This is a genomic window from Sphingobium algorifonticola (genome assembly GCF_004005485.1).
In the GTDB taxonomy this organism is placed as follows: Bacteria; Pseudomonadota; Alphaproteobacteria; order Sphingomonadales; family Sphingomonadaceae; genus Sphingobium; species Sphingobium algorifonticola.
Genome location: NZ_RZUL01000018.1, coordinates 1 through 16,607, shown reverse-complemented (window position 1 = coordinate 16,607; position 16,607 = coordinate 1). Strand labels below are relative to the sequence as shown.

Below are 16,607 nucleotides of genomic sequence, written 5' to 3'. Positions count from 1 at the left end.
GTCATTTGCAGAGACGAGCATTTTCACTCATGAACAGACCGTGTCACTAACCGTCAGCGTTGGACTGGCTCAAATACCTGCAAAAGCGACGCTTCCTCAGGCAATCAAACTGGCAGATGACGCATTATACGCTGCAAAGGCGGCAGGTCGAAACTGCCTCTCCGTTGCAGCCTGAAGCGCGAAGGGCGATCATTCGGTTAGCGCCGATAAGGGCACAACTCTACGTCTCATAGGAGCGGCCGCAGATCACGCACCTTCATCTCTGGATGCTTTAGCTTTTAAAGCTTTCGACCAACTTCACCGCATCCTCGACCGTCTTGACCCCGCCAACAGCGTCGTCTGGGATTGCTATCTCGAACTCATCCTCAAGCGCCATGACAAGCTCTACTACATCCAGACTATCTGCACCTATATCTTCGTGGAATGAAGCCTCCATCCTCACCTGATCGGGATACACGCCCAAGCTCTTTACGATGATCTCGATGACCCGGTCAGAAATATCGCTCATGGCCTAAACCTCCCAGTGCGTTGGGGAACAAAATCCAAATTAATTTGCTCAGCGCAACGCTTCTGAATTTACTCCCTCTCGCAACTGGTCAGATCAGCTTATTACGCCTTACTCAGCATCTTTTCCGCGCTGGTGCGAACAAAGTCGCCGATCTGTCCCGACATCATCTTCAGGAACATGGGGACAGTTACGTCACCCCGCAGCTTGTCATCATCGACATCCAGTCGGACTGGTATCGTCTGGCCCATGGCGCCGATGGTAAGCTGAAGCGAATGTTCCGAGACCCATGCACTTTTAAGCGAGCCACCCCCTGGGATATGTTGCTCGAGCTTTGGAAGCCCCTGATCAATGCGCCGCTTCGCTTCGGCCTGACCCAGATTATGCGGGATGGTGATTTCCACGGTCGTTATCCTTTAATCGATTATTGGCGCGCCGTTATCAGCAACGTCGATGTAGCAGACGCATAGAGCTTGCCTTGCGCGTCGATCAATTTGGCTTCGGTGTGCGCGACTCTTTTGCCTATTGAGAGAACCTGGCCAATCGCCCTCACCCTTCCGATTTCTTCGGTCAACGGCGCGTGATAGGCTACCTTAAGTTCCAGAGTGACGCAGTTGACCGGCGATGGCGCGGCCGCGTTGGCGGCCACGCCGCAGGCGGAATCCAGCAAAATTGCGGCATAGCCACCATGGGCAATGCCCATGAAATTGTAGCTCTGCCGACCGGGCGAAGCGGAAAAGACCACGCGGCCATGTTCCACCTCGTCCAGGTCGATATCGAACAAAGCCATCATCGGCGGTCGCTCACCAACTGCCATGAGGCTTTTGATCTCGTCGAGACCGGTCATCGCCTAGAGCTTTTCTGCAAGCTCTGGCACAACCTTGAACAGGTCGCCAACCAGGCCGATGTCCGCTACCTGAAAGATCGGGGCATCCTCATCCTTATTGATGGCGATGATGGTCTTTGAGTCTTTCATGCCGGCGAGATGCTGAATCGCGCCGGAGATGCCGACGGCGATATAGACTTCGGGAGCTACGATCTTACCGGTCTGGCCGACCTGATAGTCGTTGGGCACATAGCCTGCATCGACCGCGGCGCGGCTTGCACCAACCGCTGCGCCCAGCTTGTCAGCCAACGGAAAGATAGTCGCTTCGAACGTCTCGCCATCCTTCAACGCACGGCCGCCCGACACGATGATCTTGGCGCTGGTTAGCTCGGGCCGTTCCAGCTTGACGATCTCGGCGCCGACGAAGGAGGAAATACCCTTGTCCCCGGTCGAGTTCACAGCTTCCACCACACCGCTGCCGCTGTCCTTCGACGCCTTGTCAAAGGCCGTGCCGCGAACAGTGATGACCTTCTTGGCGTCCTTCGACCTGACCGTGGCGATGGCATTGCCGGCATAGATTGGACGGGTGAACGTGTCCTCGCTCTCAACCGACAGGATGTCGCTGATCTGCATGACGTCCAGCAGTGCAGCGACGCGCGGCGCGACGTTCTTGCCGTTGCTGGTGGCCGGCGCGACGAACGCGTCATGATGGCCCATCAGTTCGACGATCAGCGGCGCGACATTCTCGGCCAGCGCATGGGCAAAAGCCCCGTCGTCGGCGACATGGACCTTGCCCACGCCGGCGATCCTGGCGGCTTCTGCGGCCACGCCGTCGACGCCTTGGCCGACGACCAGCATATGGACTTCGCCCAGCTTGGCTGCGGCGGTCACGGCAGAAAGGGTCGCATCCTTGACGGCCCCGCCCTCATGTTCGACCCAAACGAGCGTCTTCGTCATGCTGCAACTCCTGCTTTCCGGCGGCTCACGCCGCAACTCCCAGGGCCTTGAGTTTGGCCACCAGTTCATCGACATCGGCAACCTTGATGCCGGCCGAACGCTTGGGCGGCTCGACGACCTTGAGCGTCTCCAGCCGTGGCGCGATATCGACGCCGTAATCAGCTGGCGCCTTGGTCGCGAGCGGCTTGGCCTTGGCCTTCATGATGTTGGGCAGCGAAGCATAGCGCGGCTCGTTGAGGCGCAGGTCGGTGGTGATGATCGCCGGGATGGAGAGCTTCAAAGTCTCCAGGCCGCCATCGACTTCGCGGGTGACATTGACCTTGTCGCTCTCGACCTCGACCTTGCTGGCGAACGTGCCCTGCGGCAGGTTCAGCAGCGCGGCGAGCATCTGGCCGGTCTGGTTGCTGTCGTCGTCGATCGCCTGCTTGCCCAGGATGATCAGGCCAGCGCCTTCCTCTTCCTGCACCTTGGCGAGCAGCTTGGCGACGCCCAGCGGTTCGACATCATCATCGGTCTGGATCAGGATTGCGCGGTCCGCACCCATGGCGAGCGCCGTGCGCAGAGTTTCCTGCGCCTTGGCAACGCCGATCGATACCGCCACGACCTCGCTCGCCGCGCCCTTTTCCTTCAGGCGAATGGCTTCCTCGACGGCGATTTCGTCGAACGGGTTCATGCTCATCTTGACGTTGGCCAAGTCCACGCCCGTGCCATCCGCCTTCACGCGCGGCTTCACATTGTAATCGATAACCCGCTTCACGGGCACAAGGATCTTCATCAGGACATCCTATCTGTCATTGAAGTGTCGCTTCGAATTCATGCTTGAGGTCATCGCACAGCGCGCGCGCGGAGCGCCGCGCCTGCGTCGACCCCACGCCGTGCCCCGCCGACCAGACCGTCTTCCAGGCACGCGCTTCCTCGGAGAGCGAGAGGGCGCCATGCTGCTCGGGAACGCTTGCGGCTGCGAGGCTACGTCCCAGGAAGTTGGCACCGATCCCGGTGACGCGATCGGTGTAGACGATGTCGGCGGCATTCGCTTCGATCATCATATCTTTCTGGTCTCCGCCAGCGAGACTCTCCTCCGCAGCGATGAAGTGCGAGCCGATATAAGCCAGGTCCGCCCCCATCAGACGGGCGGCGGCGATCTGCTGGCCCCGCGTAATGGCGCCTGCCAGCGCCAGCGGCCCCGAAAAGAAGCGGCGTATTTCTTCGACCAGAGCAAAAGGACTTAACATTCCGCCATGCCCCCCTGCCCCGGCTGCCACCGCGATCAGTCCATCCACGCCGGCAGCTACCGCTTTTCCCGCATGGCGCACGCTGGTAACGTCGTGAAACACGAGACCCCCATAACCCTGCACGACCTGAACCACCTCGGCTGCCGCACCCAGCGAGGTGATGACGAGCGGTACGCGGTGCCGGACCGTCAACTCCAGATCAGCCTCGAGCCTGGGATTGCTTTTGTGAACGATGAGATTGACACCGAAGGGCGCAGCCCCCTCTTCCCCCGCAAGCCGTCCCTCTATCTCGTCGAGCCATTCTCCATAGCCTTCGCTGCTACGCTGGTTGAGGACGGGAAAAGTGCCCAGCAACCCTGCCTTGCAGCACTCGACCACCAGGTCCGGACCAGAGACCAGAAACATCGGCGCGACGATGGCCGGGATCGCAAGTCGGTCGCCAAGAAGTGCGGGGAGCGTCAAAAGATCTCATCCTCCAGCGCCATCATCGACTTCTTGCCTGCCTTGATCGACAGGAAGTGCGCGGTCGCCTGCGGCAGGATTCGCTCGAAGAAGAATGTCGCCGTCTTGATCTTGGCGTCGTAGAATCGCTTGTCTTCAGTTCCGAAAAACAGCTGAAATCCGGCGATTTTTGTGGCTTTGGCAAAACAATAGCCCATCGCGACCAGACCGAGCAGACGAAGATAATCTGTCGACGCGGCACCGGCTTCCTCCGGATCCTTCATTGCTCGCTGGGCGACTGTCGCGGTCGAAAGCTGAAGCGCGCCAAATGCCTTGGCAAGCGCCTCGACCATCGGCTTCATCGGCCCGTCGACATTGTTCTCCTCGATGAAGGCCGAAACGGGATGGAAGAAGCTGCGCAGATAACGACCCATATGAGCGCCAAGCTTTCGACCGACGAGGTCAAGTGCCTGAACCCCGTTCGTGCCCTCGTAGATCATGGTGATGCGGGCATCGCGAGCATATTGCTCGACGCCGCTCTCGCGAATGTATCCATGTCCACCATAACATTGGACCGCCAGGTTGGCGCTTTCAAAGGACATGTCGGTGAACATGGCTTTGACGACCGGCGTCATCAGCGCAATGAAATCCGATGCACGCTGCCGCACTTCCGGTTCCGGCGAATGCTTCTCCGCATCGAGCGCGCGAGACACCCAGGCCGACAAGGCCCGACAACCCTCATTATAGGCGCGCATCGTCATCAGCATGCGCCGTACGTCAGGATGCACGATGATGGGATCGGCCGCCTGATCGGGATATTTGGGTCCAGAAAGTGCCCGGCCCTGGATCCGGTCTTTCGCATACCATGCCGCCGCCTGATAAGCGGCCTCGCCCACGCCCAGCCCCTGGATGCCTACCGACACGCGCTCGGTATTCATCATCGTGAACATCGCGGCCATGCCTTTATTGGGCTCGCCAACCAGCCAACCGACGGAATCGTCAAAATTCATCTGGCATGTAGCGGAGGCCTTGAGGCCCATCTTATGTTCGATGGCCGCGCATTGCACGCTGTTCGATGGTCCCGGAGCGCCATCCTCCTTCGGGAGATATTTGGGCACGAGAAACAGGCTGATGCCCTTCACGCCTTTTGGCGCATCGGGGAGGCGCGCCAGAACCAGATGAATGATATTTTCGGTGAGGTCATGCTCGCCGGCGGAAATGAAGATCTTCGAGCCCGTGACCTTGTAGCTGCCGTCTCCCTGGGGTACGGCGCGCGAGCGTAAAAGACCAAGATCGGTACCGCAATGCGGTTCGGTCAAGCACATGGTGCCCGACCACTGGCCACTCACCATCTTGGGCAGATAGGCCTGTTTGAGCGTATCACTGCCATGGCCTTCCAGGGCAGTCGTCGCGCCGTGGGTGAGCCCTGGGTAGAGGCCAAAGCTCAGATTAGCCGAACAGATCATTTCCTCCACGAGCTTGTTCACCGTCTCCGGTAGACCCTGACCACCCCATTCCGGATCGGACGCGAGCGAGGTCCAGCCGCCTTCTGCGAACTGGCGATAGGCTTCCGGAAAGCCCTGCGGCGTGCGCACCACGCCATTTTCGAGGTGGCAGCCTTCTTCGTCACCCGATCGGTTGAGCGGCAAGAGCACATCGCGGCAGAAGCGGGCTGCTTCCTCGAGCACCGCATCGGTCAGGTCCGGGGTGAACTCGGACAATGCGGGGATATCCCCGAAACCGTCATCCTGATGGAGCTCGTTGAGGACAAAGCGCATGTCGCGCAGTGGAGCGTCATAGACTTGCATGGTTAAATATCTCCCCGCGGGCCAACGCACCTGACGGCGCACGACCCGCATCTTGTCAGTTGCGAAGCGGCTTGCCGGTCACAAGCATCTGCTCCACGCGCGCCTGCGTACGCGGGTCACGAACGAGCTGCATGAAAGCCTTGCGCTCCAATGCGAGAAGATCGGCTTCGCTGACGATATCGATCAGATCCTTCTCCCCGCCAGACAGCACATCGGCGAGCGCACCCGAGACCACCCCGTCATAGGACGTGGCGAGACCGCGAGCCTGAAAGCCTTCGACGGCGAGTTCGAGGGCCACCTTGCCGCCGGCTCCAGGCAGACGAAATTCCGGCGGAGCGGGCGGCGCATATCCCTCGACCAGTGCAAGAGCCTTCGCCTTCGCATCGCTGAGAAGACGAACGCGGTTCATCGTGATGCCGTCACTGGGTCGCAGGAAGCCATATTCTTTTGCTTCGGCCGCGGATTTGGCGACCGTCGCTGTCGAAACAGTCTCGAAAACCTTTGCGACGGAAGGCATGGGCCCTTTGGGCAAAGCGGGATTCTGCCGCCAGCGATCGAGCATCTCACCGCAGCCACCCCAGCCGGGGATCAGGCCCACCCCACATTCGACGAGGCCGATATAACTTTCGGCATGTGCCTGAACCGCGTCGCTGTTCAGCAGTATTTCACAACCACCGCCTAGGGCCATGCCCGATGGCGCGCTCACCACCGGGAACGGCGCATATTTAAGCGCCTTGTAGGCTTCCTGGCCACCCGCGACGAGCTTTTCGATTTCGCCCCATGCCGCGATATTGAGCGCGAACAGGGCAAGCCCGAGATTCGCGCCGGCCGAGAAGTTGCTGCCTTCATTATAGACGACCAGCGCTTTGTATTTCTCTTGCACAAGCGGGATGGCTTTGCCGATCAGGGCCATGACGTCACCGTCGAGGGCGTTCATCTTGCCGGTGAATTCGAAGGCCACCACACCGTCGCCGATATCCCAGAGTGCGGCCGAACCGTTCTTGATCAGCGGCTGCGAGGAGAGCTTGATGTCCTCGAGCAACAAGACACCTTCGGGCCTGACGACATCATGATAATCGCCATCCAGTCCAAGATATTGCCGTTTGCCATTTTCCACGCGGTAGAAACTGCGATCTCCCGCTAACGTCAGCAGCGCCGGCACCGGACGGCCTTCGGCGGCGAGCCGTTCGGCGACCTTCGCCGCGCCGATCTTGTCGATGAGTTCGAAGGGCCCGAACTTCCAGTTATACCCAAGCTTCATCGCCGTATCGACGCCAACGATGTCGTCAGCGATTTCCGGCACGAGGCTGGCGGCGTAGGACAGAGTCGCACCGAGGATGGCCCAGGCATAGGCGCCCGCATCACCGGGTAGGGCGATAAGAGCTGCAAGGTCGCCTTTACCAGCCGCGCCAGAAACAGACGGCGCCTTAATGGCCGGCCGATAGTCGCCGGTCGAAAGATCGATGGCCTCCTTGCGTTTGCCGGCATCTCGGTTCAGGCGGTAAAAGCCGCCTTTGCCCTTGCGGCCGGTATAGCCGTCCGCGATCATCCGGTCGATTAGCGGCGCGGGCCGCGCGATCGCCTGATAGGGATCATCGGCCGGCAGGGTCGAGGTCAGGCTCTTTTGCAGATAGGGCATGAGATCGATGCCTACGAGATCGACAAGCCCGAAAACCCCTGTCTTGGGGACCCCCATGGGCTTTCCCGCGATCGCATCAGCCTGTTCGACCGTGATTCCCAGGTCGAAGGCTGCGTTGAGCGCCGCCTGAATCCAGAAGGTGCCAATGCGATTGGCGATGAAGCCCGGTGTATCCTTTGCGCGAACCACGCTCTTCCCAAGCGTGCGATCTGCGAAGTCAGCGATCCGTTCCACCAGAGCCGTATCGCTCTCGGCTCCTGTCACGATCTCCAGCAGCCGCATATAGCGGGGCGGATTAAAGAAATGGGTGATAAGAAAGTGGCTGCGAAAGCCTTCCGAGCGCCCCTCGATCAGTTGCCCCAGCGGGATGGTCGAGGTGTTGGATGACACGGCCGCATCCGGTCTGCGATGCGCCTCGATCTTCTCGTAAAGCCCGTGCTTGAGATCCAGCCGTTCGACAATCGCCTCGACGATCCAGTCACAATCGGCGATTTTCGCCAGATCGTCCTCGATATTGCCAGTTTCGACCAGCTTTGCCGCCGCCTTCGACATGAAAGGAGCCGGGTCCGTCTTGAGCATCTTGGCCACCGCGCCCGCCGCCACGGCGTTGCGATCATCAGGATCGCGCACGATATCGAGGAGGAGAACGGGAATACCGGCATTAGCGACCTGCGCCGCGATGCCCGCACCCATCGTGCCTGCGCCGATGACGCAGACCTTCTTCACGGAAGCAGGGCCGCTCATTCCGCTGCCTCCAGCACCGTCGCGATCCCCTGCCCGCCACCGATGCACTGGGTCGCGAGCGCATATTTGCCACCTTCGCGCTTCAGCAGCGCCGCAGCCTTGCCCACGATGCGCGCGCCGGTCGCTCCCAAAGGATGGCCGATGGCGATCGCGCCACCGTCGACATTGACCTTGTCGACATCGAGCCCAAGATCGGAAATGCAAGCCAGCGACTGGCTGGCGAAAGCCTCGTTCAACTCGACAATATCGAGTTGTCCAACATCGAGGCCTGCACGGCCAAGCGCCTTGCGCGAAGCCTCAACCGGACCGATGCCCATGATCTCGGGCTGACATCCCGAGACCGCGACCGACTTGATCCGCGCCAGAATGGGAAGCCCGTTGGCAAGCGCATAGTCTTCGCTGGCGATGAGAACCGCGCTGGCGCCATCGGTCAAGGGTGAAGATGTGCCTGCGGTTACGGTTCCTTCTTGGGCAAAGGCAGGCTTGAGGCCGGCAAGCGCTTCCACCGTCGTTCCGGGACGCGGCGTGCCGTCCTTGTCGACGATGCCGGCTTTGGTCGGGATCGGGACGATCTCGGCCTCGAGCTTGCCCGCAGCGATGGCGGAGGCGGCCTTGTCCTGGCTCGCGACGGCAAAGGCTTCCTGCTGCGCACGCGAAATCTGATACTTGGTGGCGACGTTTTCAGCAGTGTCGCCCATCCCGAGATAGGCGGCCGTCTTCTTGGCCAGCTCAGCGTTCGGAAGCGGATTGAACCCCATCATCGGTACACGGCTCATCGATTCGACGCCCGCGCAGATAAAGACCTCCCCCGCGCCCAGTTGAATCTGCCCGGCAGCGATGTGCACAGAACTCATCGACGATCCGCAGAAGCGGTTGACCGTCATGCCAGCGACCGAGAGCGGCAGATCAGCCAGAAGGCCGATGAGACGCGCGACGTTGAAGCCTTGCTCCCCCTCGGGGAAGGCGCAACCGAGCACGATATCCTCGATATCCTCGGGCTTTACACCGGTACGTTCAATCAGACCGCGGATGACCTGAGCAGCCAGATCGTCCGGGCGGACGCGCGCAAGCGCGCCCTTGCCAGCCAGATGAAACGGCGAACGGGCATAACCCGCGACAACCACATTACGCATCGATCGAAGCCTCTCCATGGAATCGGGAATCAGAAACACGCTGATGACCTAATGGTGCTTAGATTGACCTATACGTCAACAGAAATGTTTGGCATGGTACCCAGAAGCGGCGCGAGCGAGCACGGGCCATGTGAAGAAGGAGGGTGGCCGTGACAGCAAGGAATGCCTGAAAACCCGCCCCCAGCCCCGACCCAAGCAAACGCTGATGCGTCCGGCAATGCGGCGATCCCGGCCCATCCACAAAGGTAGCGTGCGCCGCGCTGAAGGAGATTCGAAATGCGCCTTCATGAACATGTCTTGCGCCGACAGGTCGTCAACGAAATGCACCTGCGGCGATTTGCGAGACTAGATCCGCCGGCGCTCGCCATACAGACCGTACGACTGCTCGATGACGAGCAGTGGGAGAAGGAGTGGTCCGTGATCAGCGATCTGCGTGGTGCAGAGCTGGATCGTACCGCGCGACATATGGAAACCGGCTGGAAAGATGCTGTCCGTATCGCTTGGGAAAGGCATAGCGAGGCAATCACAACCACCCTTACATTTGCTACGGAAAACAAAAATCCGGAGTGGAACTTACCCCTGACCGGACCTTCTGCAGAGGCTTTGACCTGGATGGAAGAGCTTCCTGGCAGCGTGATCCGCGCCACGCAGATCGTCGTCGTCACCAGCGACAGCGCTGCCGCCGAGCTTATCGAGAGAGCTGCATTTCACCCTGCCCATTTGGTTTCATGCGTCGTCGACGATGCCATCCGGATCTGGAGCGACTTTCGCATACATGCAGAAGGGTATGGGCGCCTAGTGGTCGCGACCAATGGCGCAAGCGTTGACGAGGTTTCCCGCTGTATCCAGCGCGTGCAGGAACTGGGGAACTATCGGAACCTCGCGCTTCTCGGTTTGCCGACTGCGCGACATGGCTGGAACGTGCTGGATGAGATCGAGCGCAGTCTGGACGAGACTGGTCGGGCATTGCGCGATTCTTCGCGCACTGATGATAGCCTTCTTGCCTCTCTGTCGTCGCTGACCGCAAGATTGCTAACATTAGCGAGTGAAACGGATTCAAGGCTGAGCGCCACGGCCGCCTATGCTGAGATCGTCGCAGAGCGGCTTACCGATCTCGTTGTATCGCGCCTTCCAGGATTCCAGTCGCTTAGCGACTTCACCGGAAGGCGCTTTAATCCAGCGGTCCGAACATGCCGGGATTTTCAGACGCGCCTAGCCCAGGTCAGCCTTCGAGCCGCACAGTTCACTGCCCTCCTGCGCGCACGGGTCGAGACACACATTGAAAATCAGAATGCGTCGCTGCTTGCTTCAATGGACCGCAGCGTTCGCATGCAGCTTCGCCTCCAACACCTGGTCGAGGGACTCTCAGCGGTTGCCGTGGGCTACTACGCGCTCGGCCTAATCGGATACCCTCTCAAGGCAGCCGAGAAGGCATTCCCCCCCTTTTCCTCCGTTATTGTCCTGGGGGGTTTGGCTCCGCTGGTTGCGGTAATCGCATTTTTCTCAATCGCCTACGCACGTCGCCGAGCCGTCGCCGACGCCTCGGTCAAGTCGATACGTAAAGAAAACCCGGACAGCGGTGGGATGCATCGCCAGCCTCCGGAAGCGGCAAACAGCCACCGGACTAAATCGGAAGAATGATGACGATTTGAGTCCTTGACTTACCTATACGTCAACATGATGGTGAGGGAGAGGCCGATTCGAGCCACTTCGACGCGGTCCAGCAAAGAACAATCGCGTTAGCGGTGCCTCATGGGAGCGGAACGAATGACAATCTTACTGGCAATACTGGCAGCGGCATCGATGCCGGCCGACGCAGCGGTGGGTCGTTGGCAGACCGAAAACCGACATGGCGTGGTCGAGATTGCCAGATGCGGTTCATCCATCTGCGGCACTTTGCTGTCCTCCGACGGCCTTCGGGCGAACCCGCAGTTGCGCGATGAGAAGAACAAGGATGCGCAGCTGCGCAGCCGCCCCCTGAAAGACTTGCGAATCCTGCAGGGCTTCCAATGGAAATCCGGCTCCTGGTCCGGCGGCACCATCTACAACGCCGAGGACGGCGGCACTTACGGCGCGACCGTCACCGTGATCGACAGCGATCATTTGCGCCTGAAGGGCTGCATCGTCTGGCCACTGTGCAAGACCCAGACCTGGATACGTTTACGCTGACATCAACGCATCTGAAATAAATCACGCGAGGGGAGAATAGCATTGAAACACGGCCTGAAACGTCATGTAACCGTAGCTCTTGTCGGAGCGCTGGCAGTGCCGCAGGTTGCACATGCCGGTGGCTTTTATCTTCAGGAACAGTCGGTCAAGGGCGCGGGCCGCGCATTCTCAGGCGAAGTTGCCGATCAGGGAGCGGAATCTCTCTGGTGGAACCCGGCGGCGATCGGGGGCGTGTCAGGCGTCGATAGCCATTTCGCGATCAGCGCGATCCTCCCTAAGGGTAGTATCGACAACGTCAATACGCTCATCGTACGGCCGGGACAGACGCCTGCAGCGGTCGGTGGTGATCAGAGATCGCGTAATCCCATCAACAACGGCATCCTCCCATCAGGAGCGATCGCCTTTGCAGTCAGCCCGAAACTGGCCGTCGGGCTCGCACTGACATCGCCTTACAGCTTTACCACCGACTACGAGGCGACAAGCTGGGTGCGCTACACCACCGATAAGACGAAGTTGCGCACCTACGATATCCAGCCGTCAATCGCGTTTATGCCAACGCCCAACCTCAGCATCGGCGCGGCGCTGAATATCGAATATGCGGACGCTACTCTGTCTAATTATCTGCCCAATCTTTCCCCGCTCCTGGCCGATGGCCATCAGGAACTCAAGGGCGATGGTTGGGATCTGGGCTGGACTGCTGGTCTCCAATATCGCGCAGGTCCCGTCACACTGGGTGCGAGCTACAAGTCCAGCGTGAAGCATGACCTGAAAGGTTCGATCACAACGACCGGGCTGCTCGGACCGCTAGCCGGACAAAATGGCTCGATCGACACCGGCGCGAGTTTCCGCACGCCCTGGCAGGCAACAGTCGGCGCACGCGTAGCGGTGTCTCCCAGGCTGACCTTGAACAGCCAGATTGTCCGCTTCGGATGGTCGGAGTTCGACAGCATCAAGCTGGGGTCTCCGCTCAATACCGCCATCCCGGAAAACTACCGAAACACCTGGAGCTTCGCGGGTGGCATTGATTATTCTGCCTCCCCCCAATGGACCATCCGCGCAGGCGTGCAGCACGATCAAACCCCGACGAGGGACGGCAATCGCGACGCGCGCGTGCCAGATGCGGATCGATGGAACTTCGCGGCGGGCAGCAGCTTTGCTCTTTCCCGCAATTTCACCCTCAATGCCGCCGCCGCTTACATCGCCTTCAAGGACGAGACGATTGATCGGACAACTGCCGCGTATGCTGGAAGTGCCGCGCAGACCCCCATCCTGGTCAACGGCGGGGTGAACGACGCTCATGCCGTCGTGCTGTCCCTTGGTGGTCGGTTGACCTTCTGATGTTCGAGGCTGCCATGGCTGAACCCATTTCAGACATCTTCGACGGACAGCAGGATCCGTCGCTTCCACCCCGATTGATCACCGACCTGCTGGATAACGCGGTTGCGCTATATCCAGACCGGATAGCGATCGATTTCCTGGGTAGAACCTGGACCTACGGTGAGATCGGCGGCCTCGTGCAGAGGGCAGCCAGGGGCCTGCAGGATCAGGGCTTGAAGAAAGGCGATCGATTCGGCCTTTGCCTGCCCAATTGTCCGTACTTCGTTGTCCTGTATTTTGCCGCACTCCAGGTCGGTGCGATCATCGTGAATTTCAACCCTCTCTACACCGAGCGAGAACTTGAGCATCAAATCCGCGACTCAGGCACGCGGATGATGGCCGTACCGGATCTGAAAGCAATCCATGGGAAAGTGGAGGCGGTTGCAGCAAGCGCCGGCCTGGACAAGATCATTCTGTGCGGCATGGTCGACATGTTGCCGCGGATGAAAGGCTTGGGCTTTACCTTGTTCAAGCGCAAGGATCATGCTCGTGTACTGGACGAGAGCATTCACGTCCGTTTGAACAGACTCTTGTCGAGCAATGTTCTCCCGAATCCTGTGCGGCGTGAGCCGGACGACGTTGCGGTGTTGCAATACACCGGCGGAACGACCGGTGTTCCCAAAGGAGCGATGCTCACGCATGCCAACCTCGCCGCCAACAGCGCGCAGATGGTCGTGCATGTTGGGGGGCACAGCTCCCGCCAAGAGCGCACACTCGGCGTTCTGCCCATGTTCCATGTCTTTGCGCTCACCACAGTGCTGAATTTCTCCGTCGAGATCGGTGCGGAGATGGTGCTGCTTCCTCGCTTCGAGATGGACCAGGTCCTCAAAACCATGAAGCGCAAGCCCCCCACCCAGTTCTTCGGCGTGCCCACCATCTATGTGGCTCTCAACGGGCTCGCGGACGACAAGATTCCGAACCTGTCGTCAGTGAGAGCCTGCATATCGGGCGGTGCCCCTCTGCCCCTCGATGTCCGGGAGCGTTTCGAAGAGCGGACCGGGGCAAAAGTCGTTGAAGGCTACGGCCTTTCCGAGACGGCCCCTATCATAGCGTGTAATCCCCTGGACGGCCTCGTGAAAGACAACAGCTGTGGGCCGCGCTTTCCCGGCACCATCCTGGAAATCCGCGATCCGGAGAACCCTACGAGGGTGCTTCCCCAAGGTGAGCGGGGCGAAGTCTGCGCCCGGGGCCCACAGGTCATGAAAGGATATTGGCAGCGCGAAGAAGACACGCAGGCGGTATTCGTTGAGGGAGCGCTACGGACTGGGGACATCGGATATCTCGATGAAGATGGTTACCTCTTCCTTGTCGATCGCATCAAGGACGTGATTTTTTGCGGCGGCTATAATGTCTATCCTCGCATCATCGAGGACGCCGCATACCAGCATCCAGCCATCAAGGAGGCAATCGCCATTGGGATTCCGGATCCTTACCGAGGTCAGTCGCCCAAGCTCTTCGTGGCACTACACGAGGATGCAACCGTCACTACGGGCGAACTGAAGGATTTTCTTCGAGAGCGCCTCAGCAAGATCGAGATGCCAAAAGCGATCGAAATTCGCGATAGCCTGCCCAAGACCATGATTGGCAAGCTATCGAAGAAGGAACTTGTCGAGGAGGAGAATAAAAAGCTCGCATGAGCGCCACCAGCCTGCCACTGTCAAATTTTGCTGTTTTGCAACAGGCACCGTGGGATGAGGGTGGCGGACATTGATAGGCGGAGCAAGGCGAACGTGAGACGTGAGCGGATCAAAGCGCCTGTTGATAATCACGGTGCCGGGGCGCGGGATGCGCGTGAATTTACACCCCCACTGCAAGGTATAAATGATGTTGCCCGCGAGTTGGGGGTCACACTGCGAACTCTCCGCTTCTATGAGAAGGAGGGTTTGATCGCCCCCCAACGCGTCGGCAATACGCGCATATATTCCAAGCGCGAGATCGGGAGGATGCAACTCATTCTCCGGGGCAAGCGGCTGGGTTTCTCCATTCGAGAGATCAAGGAGTTCCTCGATCTATATGATGCCGACCCGGGACATCATGAGCAGATGGGCAGACTCGTAGAGCGCGTCCGCGAGAGACTTATTGATCTGAAGAGTCAGCGTAGCGCCCTTGATTTAACTATCGAGGAACTGACCAAGATCGAAAATGAGGCTACCACGCACCTCATGCGAAAGCAGAAATAGTCCGCGCCCTAGGGTCAGGACCCATTGATGTGAGGCGCGTGATCTGATTCAGGCTCCGCAAGGAGACTGGATTTGAGCGACCTTTATTGGCTGACGGACGAGCAGATGGCGCGGCTCGAGCCGTATTTTCCGAAGAGCCACGGCAGGCCGTGGGTTGACGATCGCCGGGTGCTGAGCGGGATTATCTTCGTCAACCGCAATGGGCTTCGCTGGCGTGACGCGCCCAAGGACTATGGACCGCACAAGACGCTCTACAACCGCTGGAAGCGGTGGGGCGAGATGGGCGTCTTCACCCGAATGATGGAAGGGCTGTCTGCCGCAGGCGCTGAACGTAAGACGGTGACCTGTGGCCTGCTGCCGGTTTGATGGACACCGAGATAAGCTTCTTTAGGCTACCCCAGCCTGGCGTTCAAAGTCGATGGGGCTGAGATAACCCAGGGTCGAATGCCTGCGGGTGGGATTGTAGAAACGCTCGATATAATCGAACACGTCGGCTCTGGCCTGATCGCGCGACTGATAGACCTTCTTTCGAACCCGTTCGGTCTTGAGGGAGGAGAAGAAGCTCTCCATCGCCGCGTTATCCCAGCAATTGCCCGATCGACTCATGGAGCAGGTCACGCCATTATCCTGCATCAGGCGCTGGAATTGCTCACTGGTATATTGGCTGCCCTGATCCGAATGATGCAGCAAGGCATCGGGTTTGCCCCGGCGCCAGATGGCCATCATCATGGCATCGGCAACCAGTTGGGCCGGCATGGTCGCGCTCATAGACCAGCCTGCGACACGGCGAGAGAACAGATCGATGACCGCCGCGACATAGAGCCAACCTTGTGCGGTCCAGATGTAGGTGAAGTCTGCCACCCACTTTTGGTTGGGCGCATCGGCAACGAACTGACGATCCAGCACATTGGCCGCGACCACTGACTTGCCGCCATGATCCTTGGGCAGGCCGCGCCGGCGCGGTCTGGCGCGCAATCCTTGCTGTCGCATCAGGCGCTCGATGCGATGCAGGCCGCAATCTACACCGTCAGCCAGCACGTCACGCCAGACCCGCCTCGCGCCATAGGTCCGGTCGCTCAGCGTGAAGCTTGCCCTGACCTTGCGCCCCACCTCGATGTCGCTTCTGGCGCGCGCCGATGGAGCACGCACCAGCCAGGCATGGAACCCACTGCGCGAGACACCGAGAGCCCCGCAAAGCCACGACACCGGCCAGATCCCTCGATGCTTCGCGATGAAGGTAAACCTCATATCGAGTCCTTCGCGAAGTAGGCCGCGGCTTTTTTTAGAATATCGCGCTCCGCCTTGAGTTTGGCCACCTCTCGACGCAGGCGCTGGATCTCCTGCTGCTCGGCCTTCATCTGGCCATGCCCAGGAAAGGCATCCTGCTTGTCGGCCGCAAACTCCCGAACCCATTTGCGCAGCACATTCTCATGCACATCAAGATCGCGGGCGGCCTGTGCAACCGCTACCCCGCGCTCCTTTACCAATCTTACCGCTTCAAGCTTGAACTCGCGGCTGAACTTCCTTCGTTGCATCAATGCTCTCCGGTTGATGAAAACACCTTATCTCGGTGTCCATCAAACCGGCAGCAGGCCA

General features: G+C 59.6%; 16 protein-coding genes and 1 pseudogene. 7 read left to right on the top strand and 10 right to left on the bottom strand.

Annotated elements, in window-relative coordinates; genetic code table 11:
• Positions 1-19 precede the first annotated feature (19 nt).
• Positions 20-175, top strand: a complete 156-nt coding sequence (locus ENE74_RS18745; protein WP_420902611.1) for a diguanylate cyclase domain-containing protein — start codon at positions 20-22, stop codon at positions 173-175.
• A 96-nt stretch (positions 176-271) separates the two neighbouring features.
• Here the strand turns inward: ENE74_RS18745 and ENE74_RS17590 are convergent, their stop codons facing one another.
• The 9 genes from ENE74_RS17590 to ENE74_RS17550 all read right to left on the bottom strand — a co-directional run bounded on the left by ENE74_RS17590 (position 272) and on the right by ENE74_RS17550 (position 9,285).
• Positions 272-508, bottom strand: a complete 237-nt coding sequence (locus tag ENE74_RS17590; protein WP_086485699.1) for an acyl carrier protein — start codon at positions 506-508, stop codon at positions 272-274.
• Between the two features lie 101 nt (positions 509-609).
• Entirely contained in the window at positions 610-909 is a 300-nt protein-coding gene (locus ENE74_RS17585) for a polyhydroxyalkanoic acid system family protein (protein ID WP_086485700.1), read from the bottom strand.
• A gap of 20 nt (positions 910-929) precedes the next feature.
• Complete coding sequence (locus ENE74_RS17580; RefSeq protein ID WP_086485701.1) at positions 930-1,352, bottom strand: PaaI family thioesterase; 423 nt, start codon at positions 1,350-1,352, stop codon at positions 930-932.
• A 3-nt stretch (positions 1,353-1,355) separates the two neighbouring features.
• The gene (locus tag ENE74_RS17575; RefSeq protein ID WP_127692171.1) at positions 1,356-2,288 is read right to left on the bottom strand and encodes an electron transfer flavoprotein subunit alpha/FixB family protein; all 933 of its coding nucleotides are present in this window, start codon (positions 2,286-2,288) and stop codon (positions 1,356-1,358) included.
• Between the two features lie 25 nt (positions 2,289-2,313).
• Positions 2,314-3,063, bottom strand: a complete 750-nt coding sequence (locus tag ENE74_RS17570; RefSeq protein ID WP_127692170.1) for an electron transfer flavoprotein subunit beta/FixA family protein — start codon at positions 3,061-3,063, stop codon at positions 2,314-2,316.
• Between the two features lie 16 nt (positions 3,064-3,079).
• A complete protein-coding gene (locus ENE74_RS17565; RefSeq protein WP_241242082.1) occupies positions 3,080-3,982 on the bottom strand; it encodes an NAD(P)H-dependent flavin oxidoreductase in 903 nt (300 codons plus the stop codon).
• The gene (locus ENE74_RS17560) at positions 3,979-5,769 is read right to left on the bottom strand and encodes an acyl-CoA dehydrogenase C-terminal domain-containing protein (RefSeq protein ID WP_127692169.1); all 1,791 of its coding nucleotides are present in this window, start codon (positions 5,767-5,769) and stop codon (positions 3,979-3,981) included. Before ENE74_RS17560 ends, ENE74_RS17565 begins: the two co-directional genes overlap by 4 nt.
• Before the next feature lie 55 nt (positions 5,770-5,824).
• Positions 5,825-8,152 (bottom strand): 3-hydroxyacyl-CoA dehydrogenase/enoyl-CoA hydratase family protein, encoded by a 2,328-nt coding sequence (locus ENE74_RS17555; RefSeq protein WP_127692168.1) that lies wholly within the window; start codon positions 8,150-8,152, stop codon positions 5,825-5,827.
• Complete coding sequence (locus ENE74_RS17550) at positions 8,149-9,285, bottom strand: thiolase family protein (RefSeq protein WP_084277353.1); 1,137 nt, start codon at positions 9,283-9,285, stop codon at positions 8,149-8,151. Before ENE74_RS17550 ends, ENE74_RS17555 begins: the two co-directional genes overlap by 4 nt.
• A 276-nt stretch (positions 9,286-9,561) precedes the next feature.
• On the opposite strand from ENE74_RS17550, the gene ENE74_RS17545 reads away from it, so the two are divergent.
• From ENE74_RS17545 to ENE74_RS17520, 6 genes and pseudogenes are all read left to right on the top strand, one after another.
• A complete protein-coding gene (locus ENE74_RS17545) occupies positions 9,562-10,926 on the top strand; it encodes a DUF3422 domain-containing protein (protein ID WP_127692167.1) in 1,365 nt (454 codons plus the stop codon).
• A gap of 162 nt (positions 10,927-11,088) precedes the next feature.
• Positions 11,089-11,454, top strand: coding sequence for a DUF2147 domain-containing protein (locus tag ENE74_RS17540; RefSeq protein ID WP_127692166.1), 366 nt, complete (start codon positions 11,089-11,091; stop codon positions 11,452-11,454).
• 36 nt (positions 11,455-11,490) lie between these two features.
• Positions 11,491-12,792 carry an OmpP1/FadL family transporter gene (locus ENE74_RS17535; RefSeq protein ID WP_414690573.1) on the top strand — a complete coding sequence of 434 codons (1,302 nt, stop codon included), beginning with the start codon at positions 11,491-11,493 and terminating at the stop codon, positions 12,790-12,792.
• Complete coding sequence (locus tag ENE74_RS17530) at positions 12,792-14,468, top strand: long-chain-fatty-acid--CoA ligase (RefSeq protein ID WP_241242080.1); 1,677 nt, start codon at positions 12,792-12,794, stop codon at positions 14,466-14,468. Before ENE74_RS17535 ends, ENE74_RS17530 begins: the two co-directional genes overlap by 1 nt.
• Positions 14,469-14,639: 171 nt before the next feature.
• The gene (locus ENE74_RS17525) at positions 14,640-15,011 is read left to right on the top strand and encodes a MerR family transcriptional regulator (protein WP_241242083.1); all 372 of its coding nucleotides are present in this window, start codon (positions 14,640-14,642) and stop codon (positions 15,009-15,011) included.
• A 72-nt stretch (positions 15,012-15,083) separates the two neighbouring features.
• Positions 15,084-15,353 (top strand): annotated as a pseudogene (locus tag ENE74_RS17520) (transposase); the annotation flags it as partial.
• A gap of 45 nt (positions 15,354-15,398) precedes the next feature.
• Here ENE74_RS17520 and ENE74_RS17515 read toward each other — a convergent pair.
• Positions 15,399-16,546 (bottom strand): IS3 family transposase gene (locus ENE74_RS17515; protein ID WP_127692164.1). Its coding sequence is split into 2 segments (ribosomal slippage): positions 15,399-16,288 and positions 16,288-16,546, totalling 1,149 coding nucleotides; the frame shifts between segments, so codons are not numbered across the junction.
• Positions 16,547-16,607 lie beyond the last annotated feature (61 nt).